The 17,254-nt window shown below is 72.7% G+C and carries 12 protein-coding genes and 1 pseudogene; 6 read left to right on the top strand and 7 right to left on the bottom strand.

Translation table 11 applies throughout. The features are described from left to right. A partial coding sequence (locus tag B0E54_RS30320) for an AAA family ATPase (RefSeq protein WP_234590922.1) occupies positions 1–2,234 on the bottom strand: 2,234 nt, incomplete at its 3' end. Between the two features lie 153 nt (positions 2,235–2,387). Beyond that, the gene (locus tag B0E54_RS30315; protein ID WP_234590919.1) at positions 2,388–2,558 is read right to left on the bottom strand and encodes a hypothetical protein; all 171 of its coding nucleotides are present in this window, start codon (positions 2,556–2,558) and stop codon (positions 2,388–2,390) included. 206 nt (positions 2,559–2,764) lie between these two features. Between B0E54_RS30315 and B0E54_RS30310 the strand changes: the two genes are divergently transcribed. Beyond that, the gene (locus B0E54_RS30310) at positions 2,765–3,448 is read left to right on the top strand and encodes a DUF4191 domain-containing protein (RefSeq protein WP_234590917.1); all 684 of its coding nucleotides are present in this window, start codon (positions 2,765–2,767) and stop codon (positions 3,446–3,448) included. A gap of 385 nt (positions 3,449–3,833) precedes the next feature. Here the strand turns inward: B0E54_RS30310 and B0E54_RS30305 are convergent, their stop codons facing one another. Further along, a complete protein-coding gene (locus B0E54_RS30305; RefSeq protein WP_308195429.1) occupies positions 3,834–4,232 on the bottom strand; it encodes an RDD family protein in 399 nt (132 codons plus the stop codon). A gap of 261 nt (positions 4,233–4,493) precedes the next feature. Between B0E54_RS30305 and glnA the strand changes: the two genes are divergently transcribed. Further along, positions 4,494–5,918 (top strand): type I glutamate--ammonia ligase, encoded by a 1,425-nt coding sequence (gene glnA / locus B0E54_RS30300; protein WP_234590915.1) that lies wholly within the window; start codon positions 4,494–4,496, stop codon positions 5,916–5,918. 68 nt (positions 5,919–5,986) lie between these two features. On the opposite strand, the gene B0E54_RS30295 is transcribed toward glnA, so the two are convergent. Next, on the bottom strand, positions 5,987–6,457 hold the full coding sequence (locus tag B0E54_RS30295) for a hypothetical protein (RefSeq protein WP_234590912.1): 471 nt from the start codon (positions 6,455–6,457) through the stop codon (positions 5,987–5,989). A gap of 106 nt (positions 6,458–6,563) precedes the next feature. On the opposite strand from B0E54_RS30295, the gene B0E54_RS30290 reads away from it, so the two are divergent. Further along, positions 6,564–10,874, top strand: coding sequence for a CHAT domain-containing protein (locus B0E54_RS30290; protein ID WP_234590909.1), 4,311 nt, complete (start codon positions 6,564–6,566; stop codon positions 10,872–10,874). Between the two features lie 99 nt (positions 10,875–10,973). On the opposite strand, the gene B0E54_RS30285 is transcribed toward B0E54_RS30290, so the two are convergent. Beyond that, a complete protein-coding gene (locus B0E54_RS30285) occupies positions 10,974–11,870 on the bottom strand; it encodes a DUF1963 domain-containing protein (protein WP_234590896.1) in 897 nt (298 codons plus the stop codon). A 137-nt stretch (positions 11,871–12,007) separates the two neighbouring features. On the opposite strand from B0E54_RS30285, the gene B0E54_RS30280 reads away from it, so the two are divergent. Both B0E54_RS30280 and B0E54_RS30275 read left to right on the top strand, forming a co-directional pair. Beyond that, the gene (locus B0E54_RS30280; protein ID WP_234590889.1) at positions 12,008–12,373 is read left to right on the top strand and encodes a PadR family transcriptional regulator; all 366 of its coding nucleotides are present in this window, start codon (positions 12,008–12,010) and stop codon (positions 12,371–12,373) included. Further along, complete coding sequence (locus B0E54_RS30275) at positions 12,370–13,344, top strand: hypothetical protein (RefSeq protein WP_234590887.1); 975 nt, start codon at positions 12,370–12,372, stop codon at positions 13,342–13,344. Before B0E54_RS30280 ends, B0E54_RS30275 begins: the two co-directional genes overlap by 4 nt. An 88-nt stretch (positions 13,345–13,432) precedes the next feature. On the opposite strand, the gene mptB (B0E54_RS30270) is transcribed toward B0E54_RS30275, so the two are convergent. Continuing rightward, complete coding sequence (gene mptB, locus B0E54_RS30270) at positions 13,433–14,935, bottom strand: polyprenol phosphomannose-dependent alpha 1,6 mannosyltransferase MptB (RefSeq protein WP_234590885.1); 1,503 nt, start codon at positions 14,933–14,935, stop codon at positions 13,433–13,435. 14 nt (positions 14,936–14,949) lie between these two features. After that, positions 14,950–16,350: a polyprenol phosphomannose-dependent alpha 1,6 mannosyltransferase MptB gene (mptB, locus tag B0E54_RS30265; RefSeq protein WP_234590883.1), complete on the bottom strand. Its 1,401-nt coding sequence runs from the start codon at positions 16,348–16,350 to the stop codon at positions 14,950–14,952. 44 nt (positions 16,351–16,394) lie between these two features. On the opposite strand from mptB (B0E54_RS30265), the pseudogene B0E54_RS30260 reads away from it, so the two are divergent. After that, positions 16,395–17,254, top strand: a pseudogene (locus tag B0E54_RS30260) (hypothetical protein); the annotation flags it as partial.

The raw sequence follows: 17,254 nt of genomic DNA, 5'->3' as shown, positions 1-17,254 counted from the left end.
GCCGGCAGGTCGGCGGCGAGCGCGGCGACGGCGGCAGCCAGCTCCCCGTCGCCCACCCGGGCGGCGGTACGCGCGGCGGCGCTCAGCACCGGCCAACCCTCGCGGGGCAGGTGCGGCAGGCTGTCGTCGGCCACCGCGACGCGGGCCGCGCGGACCGCCTCGATCTTGTCGTCGGCGGCCAGCGCCGCCTCGATGCCCAGCTCGTGCAGGGGCAGGCGGTGGTTCGGCCACAGGTAGGGCCGGGCGAGGAAGGCCAACGCGCGGTCGACCATCTCGTCGGCTCCCGGGTGCGCCCGCGCCAACCGCAGACCGGCGCCCAGCTGCAACCAGTGCAGCCCGGTGACGCCGGACAGGTCGATCCGGGCCGCCTCCGCACAGACCGTCTCGGCCTCGTCCCACCGGCCCAGCGCGATGAGCGCCTCGGCCCGGTTGGACAGCAGGTACGCCCCGGCCGAGCGGCTGATCCCCACCCGCCGCGCCTCGGAAAGGCCGGCCTCGGCCGCCTGCGCGGACTCGGCGTAGCGGCCCAGCTCGCAGAGCACGTCCGACTGGAACACCTTGACCAGCACGAGGGCCGCCGGGTCCCCGGCCGCCTGGGCCACGGCCTCGGCACTGCCCAGCTCCGCCAACCGGTTGTCCAGCTGCTGGTGGCAGAGCAGGGCGATCCGCGTCGGCAGCAGGACCAGCTCCTCGCCGAGCGCCTCGGCGTCCGTGCTCGCCTCGGCGGCGACCAGGGCCGCCTGCTCAGGATCGATCTTGACCAGATGGGCGGCGATGTCGGCGAGCAGCCGGACGCGCTCCACCCCGAAGGGCCCGCCGGCCGCCAGTCGGTACGCCTCGTCCAGCTCCCGCCTGCCGTCGCTCTTGCCGAGCAGGGCCATCAGCCGGCCCCGCTGGTCCAGCAGGCGGGCGGCGCGCAGCGGCGTGGCGTCGGCGTCCACCTCGGCCAGTCCGGCGCGGGTCAACGTGATGGCGCGACTGAAGTCGCCGGCCGTCACCGCCGCGTCCAGGGTCTGCTCCAGCAACGCCAGGTGGTCCATGCCGAGCAGGTCGGCCGCGTCGGGCACCAACTCCCACAGCTCCAACGCCCGTTCCAGCAGTCGACGCTGCTCGGCGTAGGCGTACCGGTCGGCGGCGGCGCAGGCCGCGACCCGTGCGGCGACAAGGGCGCGGGGGTGGTCGTGCGCCGCGTACCAGTGGTGGGCGATCTCGGCCGGGGCGCGGCCGGCGACCACCAGGTGCGGCTGGGCCTCGATCGCGGCGGCGAACCGCGCGTGCAGCCGGGCGTGCTCGCCGGGCAGCAACTCGTCGTGCACGGCCTCGCGGACCAGGGCGTGCCGGAACTCGTAGTCGCCGTCCGGGTCGGCCACCACCAGTTGGGCGGCGACCGCGGCGCGCAGCGCGTCCTCCAGCTCGGCCTCGGGCAGGCCGGCGACCTCGGCGAGCAAACCGTGGGCGAAGCGGGTGCCGCCGGCCGCCGCGATCCGCAGCACCCGCTGGGCCGGCTCGGGCAACCGGTCCACCCGGGCCAGCAGCAGGTCGCGCAGTGTCTCGGGCAGCGCCGCGCAGCCGAGCGGGGAGCCGGCGACGGCCAACTCCTCGATGAAGAAGGGGTTGCCCTGCGTACGGTCGTGGATGTCGTCAACGGCACGCGGCGCCGGCTCGCCACCGAGCAGGTCGGCGAGGATCGCGCCGGTGCCGTCGCGGTCCAGCCGGCCCAGCTCGACCCGCTCGACACCACGGGCCCGGTCCAGCTCGGCGAGGAACGGGCGCAGCGGATGGCCGCGCTGCAACTCGTCGGTGCGGTAGGTGCAGACCAGCAGCAGCCGGCCCGGCCGCGCGGCCCGGACCAGGAAACCGATCAGGTCCCGGGTGGAACGGTCCGCCCAGTGCAGGTCCTCGATGATCAGCAGCAGTGGCCGGACGTCGGCGAGCCGCTGGAACAGTTCGGCGACCAGGTCGAACAGGTATCCGCGTGGGGCGTCGGTAAGTGGTCGCGTGCTCGGGGCGGTCAACCCCGCCGGCACCCGGCCCAGCTCCGGCAGCAGGCGGGCGAACTCCGCCTCGTAGCCGGCGAAGACCTCGGCCCCGTCGGCGCGCAACACCGCGCGCAGCGCGGCGGCGAACGGCGCGAACGGCAGGCCCGCCTCACCCAGCTCCAGGCACTGACCGACCAGCACCCGGGCGCCCCCGGCGGTGGCCGCGAACTCCTCCAGCAGCCGGGTCTTGCCCACGCCCGCCTCGCCACCGACCAGCACGGTGGCCGGCTCGCCCTTCCCGGCCCGGCCCGCCGGTCGACGGCTCGGACCCGGGTGCCGGGTCGTCGTGCCGGCCGGCCGGTGGGACGGGCCCGGGCGCGGTGGGTGCGGTGGGTGCGGCGGTCGGGGTCACCGGCGGTCGTCACCCGTGCGGCGGGTCGGCTGGCGGCGGCCCAGCCAGGCACGACCCGAGCGGCGCGGCACCGACCGGGCGAGTCGTTCCGCCGCAGCCTCGGCCCGCAGCTCAGCGGCGTGGGTACGGTGCACGGAGAGCAGGAAATCTACGTCGTTGCCGAACATGTCGGGCTCCTTCGTCGCGTCGTCGTTGTCTGCTGACGACTCTTCGCGCGAAGGCCCCGGCCCGGCATGGGCACACCGCCTCATCTTGCCCGGCCGCACCCTCCTTACCCGCCCGATCGGGGCGGGTAAGGCGACGTAAGGTACTCAGCCGGCCGGCACCCGGACGCGGATCAACGCGACCGGCGGGGACCACTAGACTCTGCGACATGGCAAAGCCCCAGGAGAAGGTCTCGTTCGGCCAGCGGCTGAAGCAGATCGGGATGGTGTTCCAGTTCACCGCCAAGCAGGACCGGTGGTTCGCGCCGCTGGTCGCCGCAGCGGTGCTCATCCCGCTCGCGCTCACCGTGGTCGCGGTGATCCTCTGGAGCTGGATCTGGCTGCCGATCGGCATCCTCTTCGTCCTGCTCGCGGTGCTGATCGTGCTGAACCTGCGGTCCAACAAGGCGATGATGAACGCCGCCGAGGGGCAGCCCGGCGCGGCGGCGCAGATCATGGACAACATGCGCGGCGACTGGCGGGTCACCCCTGCCGTCAGCTCGACCACCCAGATGGACATGGTTCACCTGGTGATCGGCCGGCCCGGCGTGATCCTGCTGGCCGAGGGCAACCCGCAGCGGGTGCGCGGCCTGCTCGGGCAGGAGAAGCGACGGCTGGCCAAGGTCATCGGCTCCGCCCCGCTGCACGACTACGTGATCGGCCAGCAGGAGGGCGAGCTGCCGATCCGCAAGCTGCGCACGACGCTGCTGCGGCTGCCCCGCGCGCTCAGCGGCAAGGACGTCAACGCGCTGGACAAGCGACTCAAGGCGCTCACCGCCCGTCCGCAGATGCCCAAGGGCGCGATCCCGAAGAACATGCGTCCGCCGGGCGGTGCCCGCCAGCCGCGACGCTGACCCGTACACCGCGAAAGAGCCGGACCCAGACGGGTCCGGCTCTTTCGCGCCCCGCGCCCCGCGCCCCGCGCCCCGCGCCTCGCGGCTCGCGGCTCGCGGCTCGCGGCTCGCGGCTCGCGGCTCGCAGCTCGCGCCCATGATCCGCGCAACATCCCCGATGTTGCTGTCTCCGACGCGCGGGAGGCAGCAACATCCCCGATGTTGCGCGGATCTTGCCAGGTCTTCCCGTTCGAGGGCGGGATCTTGTCGGCGTCGGCCTGCGGGAGGCGGGCCTCCGACAGGCACGCCGCGGAGGTGACAGCCGATCCGGCCGGCGAGGGCCCGGCCGGTGCGGAGGCGGGCGGGGCGGGGTCGCGGGTGCCCGGGTGCCCGGGTGCCGGGCGTGTCAGCCGCGCGGGGCGTCGACGATCACCGAGTCGACGAGGCGGTCGTGCACGCCCCGACGGTGCTCGTCCATGATCAGCGCGGGGACGACCAGCGCCAGCAGCACGCCCCGGGCCAGTGCGCGGAGCACGCCGATCCGGCCCCCGTCGTGCCAGTTCACGCAGCGGACCTTGGTGACGTACATGCCCGGCGTCTGGGCGAAGAGGCCGAGGAAGATGCCGTACTCCAGGATCAGCACCAACACGGGCGCCCAGCCGTCGCGTACCGGGTCGGCGAAGATGTTGGCCACCAGCAGGCAGAGCACCCAGTCGATGATCAACGCTCCGAAGCGCCGACCCAGGCTCGGCGGGGTGAAGGTGGGATCGGTGGCCGGCGCTGCCGGGACGTACGGATTGGTCACAGCGATCAAGGGTATCCGCGTCCGGATCGGGGCCTCGGATCGCGGTCACCACTGCGTGCCGATTCGGGCCAATGGCATGAAGTGTCATTACACTGGCACAGCCGGTACGGCGTTCGCGCAGGCTGAGTGCGTGGACAGGGGCGTCGCTGACGCTCCGCGAGGGACGTAACACGGCAGAAACACTCAAGACACGGCCGGGCAACCCCCCGGCCATAGCGTCGCCAGGAGCCTAGCCACCCCGTGGACGTGCCAGGAGGATGTGTGTTCGCCAATCCCGAGGAACTGCTGCGATACCTCAAGAACGAGGACGTGAAGTTCGTCGACGTTCGTTTCTGTGACCTGCCCGGCGTGATGCAGCACTTCAACCTGCCGGTCGAGTCCGTCAACGACGACCTCTTCACCGACGGCCTCGCGTTCGACGGTTCGTCGATCCGCGGTTTCCAGGCGATCCACGAGTCGGACATGCTCCTGCTCCCGGACGTCGCCACCGCGTTCATCGACCCGTTCCGGGCGCAGAAGACCCTCGCGCTCAACTTCTTCATCCACGACCCGTTCACCCGCGAGGCCTACACCCGCGACCCGCGCAACGTCGCGAAGAAGGCCGAGGCGTACCTCGCCGCGAGCGGCATCGCCGACACCGCCTACTTCGGCGCCGAGGCGGAGTTCTACATCTTCGACTCGATCCGCCACGAGACCTCGGCGCACCAGTCGTTCTACTACATCGACTCGGTCGAGGGCGCGTGGAACACCGGTCGCGAGGAGGAGGGCGGCAACCGCGGTTACAAGACCGCGTACAAGGGCGGCTACTTCCCGGTGCCCCCGGTCGACCACTACGCCGACCTGCGCGACTCGATCGTGCGTCGGCTCGTCGACAGCGGCTTCACCGTGGAGCGTTCGCACCACGAGGTGGGCACCGCCGGCCAGTCCGAGATCAACTACAAGTTCTCGACGCTGCTGCACGCCGCCGACCAGCTCCAGCTCTTCAAGTACATCGTGAAGAACGAGGCCTGGGCCAACGGCAAGACCGCGACGTTCATGCCCAAGCCGCTGTTCGGCGACAACGGCTCCGGCATGCACACCCACCAGAGCCTCTGGCTCAACGGTGAGCCGCTGTTCTACGACGAGACCGGCTACGCCGGCCTGTCCGACACCGCCCGCTGGTACATCGGCGGTCTGCTGCACCACGCGCCATCGCTGCTGGCCTTCACCAACCCGACGGTCAACTCGTACCGCCGCTTGGTGCCCGGCTACGAGGCGCCGGTCAACCTGGTCTACTCGCAGCGCAACCGCTCCGCCTGCACCCGCATCCCGGTGACCGGCAGCAACGCGAAGGCCAAGCGCGTCGAGTTCCGCGTGCCGGACCCGTCGGCAAACGTCTACCTGGCCTTCTCGGCCATGATGATGGCCGGCCTGGACGGCATCAAGAGCAAGATCGAGCCGCCGACGCCGATCGACAAGGATCTCTACGACCTCCCGCCGGAGGAGTGGGGCGACGTCAAGCAGGTCCCGGGCTCGCTGCCGGCCGTGCTCGACTCGCTGGAGGCCGACCACGACTACCTGCTCGACGGCGGCGTCTTCACCCCCGACCTGATCTCCACCTGGGTCGACTGGAAGCGCGCCAACGAGGTCGACCCGGTGCGTCTGCGCCCGACCCCGCACGAGTTCGCCATGTACTACGACTGCTGAGCCTGATCAAGGCTCTGACCTGGAGCAACAGGATCGCCACTGATCTTGGGTACAGGTTGGGTACAACTTCACGAAACGGCGGTCATGCCCGGCTCACAGCCGGCGTGGCCGCCGTTTCGTGTTGGCCGAGCGCGCCGTCGATGAGCAGCCGGGTGCGGTCGAGCATGTAGTAGTGCCCACCGCGCCGGCAGGCCGACCGCTTCCCGGGCGCTCGCCCAGGTATGGGAGAAGGCCGCCGCGTTGACGGGCTCGCCGCCAACACCCTTGAACAGCAGGCGTGCGGCCCGGCGGACCGGCAGGCGACGGTCCGTGTCGTCGTCGACTTCGACCGCATCGCAGCTGTCGGTCAGGTGCTGACGCAGCGCCACCACCACGACATCAGGCAGCTCGACGGTGCGGGCGCTGGTGTTGGTCTTGACGACCAGGTGGTCGATAAGTCCACAAGGGAGGACTGTAGGCGTGATTGCGGACGGCCTTGGCGCACCGTCCAGTCCGGCACCGGGTGGCCGGTTGACGGGGTGAACGGTCGACGTGGTCATTGGCGGTTATCTGACTGTCCGGGTGATCAGCGGGTGTGGGGATTGTTGCGGTGGCGTGGGTGTACCAGGGTGGAACGGTGCGGTCACAGTCCGGGGTGGTGGGTGGATGTTGCGGCTTGAGGTGTTGGACTTCGCGGGGCCGATGCGGTGGCGGTGGCGGCTGACCGACGCCGACGGCGGCCGGTTTCTGGCTGATCATGTTGTGGAGTTGGATGCCGGGGAGTGGCAGTACGAGGCGTTCACTGCGCTGGACGAGTACCTGTTCTGGCATGCGGCGCCGGATCGGCGGTTGGCCAGTGAGGCGCAACTGGTTGCGCAGGTGGGGGCGTGGATCGGGGAGCGGGTGCTGGGCCCGGTAGCGGTGGCGCTTGCCGAGTGGCAGGAGCCGGTGCGGCTGGAGGTGCCGGCCGGGGCGCAGGTGTTGGCGTACCGGCCGTGGGAGCTGGCCCACGTCGGGGGTCAAGCGTTGGCGGTGCAGTGGGTGAATTTCGTCGTCGACCCGGTGGGCCGGACGCCGCGGGCCAAGAGGCCGGTGGGGGATCGGCTGCGGATGCTGGCGGTCTTCAGCCTGCCGGAGGACGCGTCGGCGTTGAACCTGCGCCGGGAACGCTACGCGTTGGCGCAGTTGGTGCAGGAGATTGCCGCGGCCAATGAGAAGGCGGTGGAGTTGCGGGTGTTGCAGTACGGCGCCACCCGCAAACGGCTGGAGGACGCCCTGCTCGAAGAGGCCGGCTGGGACGTGCTGCACATTTCCGGGCATGGCCTGCCGGCCGGGCTGCTGCTGGAGAAGGACACGGGGCAACGGGATCTGATTTCCAGCCGCGAGTTGGTGAACCTGTTGAATGTGGTCGGTCGGCAGATCAAGTTGGTCACCCTGTCCACCTGCGAGTCGGCGGCGGTGACCGCGGCCGAACATCTGCGCCTGCTCGGTCTGCGCCCCGCAGACCCCGCCCACGGTGCCGCCGGCCCGGACGGGTACGGCACTGACGGCGCCACCCCGGGCGGCGGCTCGGACCAGGCGGAGGGGGCGTTGCCGGCGGTGGCCACCGAGTTGGTGCGCCGGCTGGACTGCGCGGTGCTGGCGATGCGGTATCCGGTGGTGGACGATTTCGCGATCGCCCTCGCCGGCTCGTTTTACCAGCTGGTGTTGGGTAAGGGGCAGCCGGTGGCGCGGGCGCTGGGGCTGACGTTGCCGCGGGTGGTGCAGGATCCCCCGACCGCGGGGGCGCCGGCGTTGTCGGTGACCACCCCGGCGTTGTTCGGCGCCCGAGCCGGCGAGCTGAGGCTGGACGCGCCGCCCGGGCAGCCGGTGGTGTTCCAGGCCGAGCAACAGAAACTCGCCCGGTTCGACCCGCAGCCGCAGCGTTTCGTGGGCCGGGTGGGGCCGATGACCCGGGCCACCGCCGCGCTGGCCCCGCGCAGCGGCCGCAGCGGGGTGCTGTTTCACGGGATGGCCGGGGCCGGGAAGACCGCCTGCGCGCTGGAGTTGGCGTACACCCACGAGGACGGGTTCGCCCGGCTGGTGTGGCATCAGGCCCCGCCGGAGGGCCACGACATCACCGCCGCGCTCACCGCGTTCGCCCTGGATCTGGAGGCGCAGCTGCCCGGAATTCGGCTGGCGCACCTGGTCGACGACACTGCCGCGCTGCAGGCCCTTCTGCCGACCCTGACCGAGTTCCTCGAACGTCAGCGGGTGCTGCTGGTTCTGGACAACCTGGAATCGCTGCTCACCGACACCGGCGGGTGGCGCGACCAGCGGTGGCAACTGCTGATCGACGCGCTCACCGGCCACGGCGGCCTGTCCCGGGTGGTGTTGACCTCCCGCCGCCCGATCACTGGGCTGCCGCCCGGGGTGCTGGTGGAGCCGGTGCACGCGCTGTCGCTGACCGAGGCGGTGCTGCTGGCCCGGGAATGGCCGCACCTGCGCGCCCTGCTCGACGGCGCCAGCCGCGGCCTCGACGCACGCCAGGCCCGAGCGCTGGCCGCCCGCACCCTCGCCGTGGTGCAGGGCCACCCGAAGCTGATCGAGCTGGCCGACGGGCAAGCTCGGGATCCGGCCGCGCTGCAGTCCCGGCTGGACGAGGCGGACCAGACCTGGCTGGACACCGGCACCCGCCTGGATGCCTTCCTGCAGCACGGGGAGGCGTCTGCCACTGGCGAGGACTATCTGCGGGTGCTCGACGGCTGGACCCGCGGCACCACCGGCGCCCTGCCCGCCGCCTCGGCCACCCTGTTCGGGTTGCTGTGCTGCCTGGAACAAGACGACCGCCTCGGCCTCGTGGTCGAGGGCAGCTGGGCCGACCTGTGGCAGCGGCTGGACAAACCCGGCCCGCCCCCCGACCTGGACGCTGCCCTGGCACCGCTGCTGGAGCAGGCTTTGGTCGCGGTGGACCGGGACCCGGACACCGGCCGGCCGGCGCGGTTCCACCTGCATCCCGGCGTCGCCGAGGCCGGCCGCACCATGATCGGCCCCGAACTGGGCAGCGCCGTGGACACCGAACTCGCCGCCTACTGGCTAGCCCTCTTGGACGCTGCTGCGCAGCGGGAGCGGGAGGAGCTGGGTTGGCTGGTCCGCCGGGCGGCGCTGGCAGCCGCCCCCTACCTGATCCGGCAACACCAGTGGGAGCAGGTGCTGTATCCGATAGAGGCGGTCCTCAACCGCAGCGCCTCGCCGGGGACTGCGGCGGCGGTGCTGCCGCTGCTGGCCAGGGCCCGCGAGGGCGGTCGCGGCAGCGATGTGGAACTGCGCGCCGGGCGGCTGCACGCAGGAGCCCTGAGGTCCATCCGACCCCACCACGCCGCCACAGAACTACGTGACCTGCTCGACACCGCCGTCGCCCAGCAGAACTTCCCACTGGCCTCGGCGATCGCGACGGACCTCGTCAACCTCCACCGTAGGCTGGGTCGGTTCGACGACGCCCTCAGCCTGGCCGAGGATCAGAAGGAGTACACCCGCCAGGCCGGATGGGGTCCCTGGACCCAGCTGCTCGATGAGGCACAGCGGCTGCAGATCCTCGTCCGTCAGGGGCATGCCGACCAGGTGCTGGCCGCCGTGCAACAGCTCCGTCCGACGATGGCCGCCCTCCCCGAGTCCTCCGATACACCCGAGGCCTCAAACCCCTTCAACGTCCGGGAGGTGATCTTCGACCTCGGCCGTACGGCGGCGCAGGATCTCGGCCGGTGGCAGCAGGCGCTGGACTTCAGCGCCGAGACACTCGCCTCCCAGCGGGGGCGGGGGGCCAGCGACGCCGAGCAGGCCTTCGCGGCGCTCAACGAATACGGGCCGCTGTTGCGGCTGGGCCGGGTCGGTGAGGCCCGGACCCTGCTGCAGTGGTGCCGGACGGTCTTCGACGCCGACCACAACATCACCATGCTGGGCAAGGTGCTGTCCGCTCTGGCCGACGTGGAGGATCAGCTGGGTCACGGCGGCCCGGCGATCGAGCTGGGCAAGGATGCCCTGCGGCTGGTCTACACGGCCGGCGAGCCGGACGGCATCGGGGTCAGCCACACCAACCTCGCCTTTTACCTGAACCGGTACGGCGGCGAGCGGCAGCAGGTGTGGGCCCACCGCCTGGCCGCCGCCGTGATCGGATACCAGACCGGTGCCGGGGAGCTGACCGGACGTGTCCGCGCCCTCGCCCGACTGCTTGCCTGGGACGAGGCGCCGCCCCCGGCAGCGTTCGCCGACGTGTGCCGCATCGTCGACCAGGTCGACGGAGTGCACCTGGCCGACCTGGTGGCCCGGCTACCCGCCCGCGCCCCGGACGGACAGGCAGCGCTGGATGAGGTGCTCCGCCTGGCCCGCACCCTGCCCCCCGAGGAGGAAGCCGACTTGCAGCGGCACCTGACCTGGTGGGAACCGGTGATCGCCGCCCTGATCGCCGCCGAGGGCGGTGACCCGGACGCCGCTGCCGCCCTCGACCAGGCCCTCACCGCCCGCAGCAAGCAGAGTGACTGGCGGCAGCTGGCGGCGGTGCTGCGCCGCATCCACGCCGGCGACCACACCCCAGCACTGGACGGGCTCGACCCGATCGACACCGCGATCGTCCGCCGCCTCCTGGATGCCCTCGCCGGCGCGGTCACCGTCGATCTCGACGCCTGGCACACCCTCACCAACAACGAGGAGGAGGAGTGGCTGGATGCGCTGAGGGACGTCACGGTCGCGGCGGCCAGCGGCGACCCCGACGCCACCGCGCAGCTCACCCCGGTCCTCGACGATCTCGCCGCCGACCCAGAGGGCGCGGCGTTCGCGGCAGTGCTCCACCGCATCCTCGCCGGCGACCGCGACCCCACCCTGCTCGACGGGCTCGACCCGGATACCGCCGCGGCGGTCACCGCGATCCTGGACCGGCTCACCCCGGCTGCCGCAGCGCCCACCGATCAGGCCGCCCCGCCCACCATCCGGGACGACTCGTGAACCGACCTCACCTCACCGACCAGATCGGCGCCCTGCCCGACGAGCAGGACGTCACCGTGCTCGCCCCGGTCCTCATACGCCGAGGTAGCTCTTGTCGGCCTACTCGGTGAACGCGGGGAATGAGCGCATCTGGTCGAAGCGGCCGGCGGCCAGGTCGTCGAATCTGATCAAGAAGCGACCGAAGTGACAGAAGAACTCGGTGGGGAACTGGGCGAGCGGCACCCATTCTCGAATGAGTCGGGATTCCTCTTCGCGGCGCCAGCGCATCCTCTCGGGCCGCGCAAGGTCAGGTTCGGTCTCCAGTCGGGCCCGGAGGCTGGCACGCGCCATCTGCTCCTCCGGAGAGTACGAGCCTCCGATTCGTTTCGTGTATCCACCGATGCGCAGGGATGCCAGGCCGTTCTCCGTCGGCCAGAGATCCTGGACCAGCGCGATGAGTTCGTCGGTGTACGTCAGCTCACCGACCAGCTGCTGCACGGCGTCCGAGGCGAACATGAGGGAGTCGTCCCTGTCCTCGTCGTCGGGCTCGAGCCCCGGTGGCAGCTCCGGTACGACGTCGGCATAGAGCCTGTACTCGGGGTAGGGCTGCGGGAGTTCACCGCCGGACGGCAGTTGCCGGACCGCTGTCTCGGTGCCTGCGGGGACGTACCGGACCTGCGCGTACGCGTCGTAGCCGCGACTACACGCGTCGAAGGCGTTCTCGGGGTCCAGGAAGAAGAGCAGCGAGCCGTCCACCGGCAGGGGAAGCCTCTCGACCTTCGGAAGGGCCGCGCAGTCGAGGGACGCGACGAACGGCAACGGAATCCCGCGCTCGGACGGCCACTCGGCGTCGACAGGTAGCCGGGGCAGTCCGCCGCTCTGCCCGACCACGTCCTCGCCGCCGTCACCGCCACCTACCCAGATCGCGAATCGCAGCTGCTCGGCGAACCGGTCAACCTGATCCGCCGGAATGCCCCGCTCCATCGCCTCGCGGCGAAACGGTCCGTATACCTCCACAGCGGAGCATGATCGCAGATGGGTGCTCCGGGGCCGCCGCAGCCGGTGGGCCACGTCGACACGGCCCTGGATCCGATCAGATGCGCGCCGAGCGGCGCCGCCCCCCGGCATACCTTCGTATCCGTTATATTACGGCGATGGATACACCACTGCGTGAACCCACGTTCCTGATCCTCACCGCGCTCGCCGCCGAGCCGATGCACGGCTACGGGCTGATCCGCGAGGTCGCCGTCCTCTCCGACAACCGCGTGTCGCTCCGCCCCGGGACGCTCTACGGGGCACTCGACCGGCTGGTCGACGCCGGTCTCGTCGAGGTCGACCGGGAAGAGGTGGTGGACAGCCGTCTGCGCCGCTACTACCGGCTCTCCCCCACCGGCGACGCCACCCTGAGCGCCGAGACCGAGCGGCTCCGGCGCAACGTCGAGGCCGCCACCAGGCGGCTGGCGGAGCGGGCCCGCACCGCCCGGCCGGCCACCCCGCGTATCGCCGGTGGGCTGGCATGAGCGATCTTGAGCGACGTTACCTGTGGCTTCTGCTCGCCTACCCCGCCGAGTACCGGCGCTCCCGGGGCGCCGAGATCGTCGGCACCTACCTGGACCTGGCCACGCCGGGCCGCCGCTGGCCGGCGCCCGCGGACGCCGCGGACCTCCTGCGCGGCGGGCTGCGCCAGCGGGTACGCGCCGCCGGCGTGATCCACCTCGTCCCGGGCGTACGCCTCGCGGCCGTCGTGGCCCTGTTCACCGCCACCATGCTTGCCGGCATGTGGACGGTGCTCGAACTGCGCCCCGCACCGCCGGGCTTCGGTGAGCCGTCGGTCGGGCCGTTCGTCTCGCTCGGCATCGTGGCGTGGGTCGGCTGGCTGTTCGCCGCGGCGGCGCAGGCGCTGACGCCCGGCAGGTGGCGCCGACACGCGGTCGCGCTCGCGGTGCTCCTCACTGTCGCGCTCGTCCCCGCCGCCGCGCTCACCGACCTGCCCCGCCCGCCGCTGTTCGTGCTGCTCCCCCAGGTCGGGTTGGGGCTGGTGGCGCTCGGCGCGTCCGGCGAGCGGCAGGTGTCGCTGCGGGTGACGCCGCTGGTCGCCGCCGTCGCCGGCCTGGCGTTTGGGGTGAGCTGGTCGCTGGACAGTTTCGCCTGGTCCTACCGCGCGCTGACAGCGGAGCCGGTCCTGCGGGACACCGCAGTGGCGGTGCTCGCGGTGGTGGGGCTGCTCGCCGTGGGACTGGCGCTGCGCGGCGACCACAGGGGTGGCTGGGCTGTCCTGGTTCTGCTCACCCCGGTGGGCCTGCTGGCCCTGCATCCGCTGGCGGGGGCTGCGGACGGCGTCCCGTCCGCGTTCGCCCCGAACTGGACGGCGCTGGCCGCGACGGCGGTGGTGGTCGGCCTGGTCGGCCCCGCCCTGCTACCTGTGGCACTCGCCGTACGCGCCCGGCTGGCCCGGCCATCCGCCGGCCCAACCTGGAACACACACCGCTGACCGCGCCCACCCCGCACGTCCCCGCTGCCGCTGCCGCAAGATCGTGCTCGATTCAGGAAGTAGTGGCCTCGCAGGTCCGGCGATGCCACTACTTCCCTGTTCGAGCGCGATCGTAAGCAGCGGGCCGCGAGGACCGACGTGGCGGGCGCTTCAGCCAATTCCGACCGACCCGAAGGAGCAGGAACAGGAGCAGGGCGGTCATCGCCACCGCGCCGGGGGCCTTCGTGAAGCGGGCCAGGTTGGTGCCGTCGGGCAGGACCAGGAACGTCGCCGCCCCGGCCGGCAGCACGAACCAGGTGGTCCGGGTGGTGGTGAGCGCGAGCAGCGCCAGCGGCCAGGTCGCGTACCAGGGGTAGAAGACCGGGGACAGGACCACAGTGGCGGCCAGGGCCAGGCCGGCGCCGTGCAGCGTGACCCGGGCGCGGTCCAGGGCCGGATCATCCGAGGCCCGCCAGGCCCGCAGCCACAGGACCACCACCACGATCGCGAGCAGCAGCAGCGCCACCGCCCGGACCACCGGCACCGCCTGCGGGTCGCGCCCGGCCAGCGCGCCGGCGTAGTCCACCAGCAGGCCGACGGCGGTGGGCGGCGACGTCCACTGTTCGGAGTCTCCGCTGCGGGTCAGCCCGCCCACCCAGCCGAAGCCGAGACCGGACAGCGCCGAGGTGACCAGCAGCGCGGCCAGCAGCCCGCCGGCCAGAGCGCCGCCGTCGCGCAGCAGCGCCCGTACGGTGTGCCGGCCGTGCACCGCGGCCAGCGCGGCGAACGGTGTTACCACCACGGCGGTGGCCTTCACCGTGACCGCCAGGCCGAGCAGGGCCCCGGCGGCGAGCAGCGCCCCCGGTCGACCCGGCCGTCGGATCACCAGCAGGAAGGCACAGAGCAGCAGCCCGAGCATGACGGCGTCGTTGTGCGCCCCGGCCACCAGGTGCACGCCGACCACCGGCGCGGCCAGCGCCAACCAGGCCGCCCGCCGGGCCGGCACGCCGGCCGCCCGCGCCAGGGCGGGCAGGCAGTACGCCGCCAGCAGCAGGCCGGCCACGGCGAGGACCCGCAGCAGTACGACCGCGCCGGTGAGCCCGCCGCCCAGCGTGACCGCGAGCGCCGCGAGCAGCACGAAGACCGGCCCGTACGGGGCAGGTGTGTCCCGCCAGATCGGCGCCACCGTCTCCACCCACGGGCAGCCGGCCGCCACCACCGGAACCGCGTACGGGTCGACGCCGTGCGCGTACGTCCAGCCCTGGCAGGCGTACGAGTAGACGTCCCGGCTGCCCAGCGGCGGCGCGACCAGCAGCGGCAGCGCCCACAGTCCGGCGGTGACGTACGCCCACCGGCCCGACGGCGCACCGGCGCGCAGTGACCACCAGGCGCCGACCAGCAGCGAAGTGCCGACGAGCCAACAGGTGAGCGTCGCGGGCCCGTGCGGGCCCCGCCAGATCGACACCGGTGTCGCGCCCAGCGGGGCGTCGGGCAGCGCCCCGCCGAGATACCCGGCAACAGTGAGCAGGACCGCGCCGACCAGGCCTGCGTACCTGGCGAACCGGGCCACCGAAGGGCCGGCAAGCGGCGGCGACGCGCCGGGAGCGGTCACCGGCGCACCTTCCCTCAGTCGGCGGCGACCGGCTGACGGGCCGCCCGAGCCGACCGTACCAACCGGATGACCAGCACGATCACCAACAGCGTCATCAGCGGCGCCCCTACCGACTTGGTGAACCGGGGCAGCCCGGTGCCATCGGGCAGCACCAGGAACGACGCGACCAGCGCGACCACCATGAACCATCCGGTACGCCGGGCGGTGGCCGCGAGCACCGCGAGGGGCCAGATCCAGTACCAGGGGTGGAACAGTGGCGCGAGGGCGACAGTGGCGGCCAGCGCCAGGGCGGCGTGCCACAGCGGCTCGCGGGTGCGGGCCCGCCACCACAGCCACACCAGCAGCAGCGCCAGCACTGCCATGCCGATCCCCCGGGTGACCGGCAGGGCGTCGATGTGCCCGCCGAACGGCACCGCCAGGTAGCCGACGGTCTGGCCGACCGCCGTGGACGGCGACGTCCAGGCGATCACGTCGCCGCCTCGGGCCAGGCCGCCGACCCAGCCGAAGTCCAGTCCGGCGGCGAAGGTCACCCCGACCACGACGGCGACCGCGCCGCCGACGACCCAGCCGCCGTGGCGGATCAGCGCGCGGATCGAGTACCCGCCGACGATCGCGGCCAGCGCCGCGAACGGCACCACGACAAGCGCCGTCACCTTGATCGCGGCGGCCAGCCCGAGCAGCGCGCCCCCGGCGAGCAGCGGGCCGGGGCGGCCGGGCCGCGAGGCGATCACCGCCAGCCCGGCGACCAGCAGGCCGACCATCAGGGCGTCGTTGTGCGCGCCGCCGACCAGGTGCACGGCGACCAACGGGCAGGCGAGGGTCAGCCAGACCGCCCGGGCGGCCGGTACGCCGGCTCGCCGGGCCAGCACCGGCAGGCTGACCGCGGTCAGCGCGACCCCCGCCACGGCGATCAGCCGGAACAGCACTATCGCGCCGGTCAGCGAGCCGGTGGCCTTGACCACCGCGCCGGCGAGCACCACGAACAGCGGCCCGTACGGCGCCGGCGTGTCGCGCCAGATGTAGGAGATGGTGTCCAGCCAGGGGCAGGGCAGCGCGGAGACACCCTGCTCGTACGGGTTGATCCCGGCGGCGTAGCTGGCGCCCTGGCAGGCGTACGCGTAGACGTCGCGGCTGGCCAGCGGCGGCGCGATCAGCACCGGCAGCAGCCAGAGCCCGACGGTGACCAGCGCCCACCGGGTCGACGGCACGCTGTCGCGCAGTGACCACCAGGCGTACGCCAGCAGCGCGGTGCCGACCAGCCAGGCGGCGAGGACCAGCGGCCCGTCCGGGCCCTGCCAGATGCTGACCGGGGTGGAGCGCAGGGGTGAGCCGGGCAGGGCGCCGCCGAGGAACGCGGCGACGGCGAGCAGCACCGAGCCGACCAGTCCGGTCCAGCGCGCGAGGTGGTGAGGCACGCCGGACATGCTGCCAGTACGGTTGTCGCGGTACGGAGGTGGGCATGCGGCGCAGTCGGGTGGTGGCGGTGGCCACCGGTTCCGCAGTCGTGCTCGGCGTGCTCTGGCTGGCCCTGCCGCTGATGGGCTCGGACCTCGCCGCCCAGGTCGCCCGGGCGGACTTCTTCGCCGCCCACGGCCTGACACCTGTCGATCTGCGCTGGTACGGCGGGGTGCAGCAGTTCGGCTACAGCCTCGTGTCCCAGCCGGTGATGGCAGTGCTCGGCGTGCGGGTCACCGGTGCGCTGGCGCTCGTGGCGTCGGCCGCCGCGCTGGCCGCGCTGCTGGTCCGCAGCCCGGTGCCCCGACCGCTGCTGGGCAGCGTGGTCGGCGTGGTCACGCTGGCCGGTAACCTGGTCTCCGGCCGGGTGACGTACGCCCTGGGTGTGGCGTTCGGGCTGGCCGCGCTGCTGGCGCTGACTCGGGGCGTACCCCGGAATGGGCGTCTCGCGCTCGCCGCGGTCGGCGCGCTGCTGGCGTCGGCGACGAGCCCGGTGGCGGGCCTGTTCGTCGGCCTGGCGGGCGTGGCGTTGCTGCTCACCCGCCGCTACGCCGACGGTCTGACGCTCGGTGTCGCGGCGGCCGTGCCGCTGGCCGCGACCGCGCTGCTCTTCGGCGACGGCGGCTGGATGAACATCAGCCGCACCGACGCCCTGCGGGCGGTGGTGACCGGCCTGGTGGTGGCGGCGCTGGTGGCGTACCGGCCGGTGCGGTACGGCGCGCTCCTCTCCGCCGCCGGGGTGCTCGTCGCCGCGCTGGTCCACACCCCGGTGGGGTTGAACGCGACCCGGCTGGCGACGATGTTTGCGCTGCCGGTGCTGGCCGCCGCCGCCCGGCCGCCGGCCTGGCTCACCGCCCGCCTCAC

This window comes from Micromonospora sp. MH99 (assembly GCF_021442385.1).
In the GTDB taxonomy this organism is placed as follows: domain Bacteria; phylum Actinomycetota; class Actinomycetes; order Mycobacteriales; family Micromonosporaceae; genus Micromonospora.
Note: the sequence above shows the minus strand (reverse complement) of the source record. Positions and strands in the feature narration are given on the sequence as shown.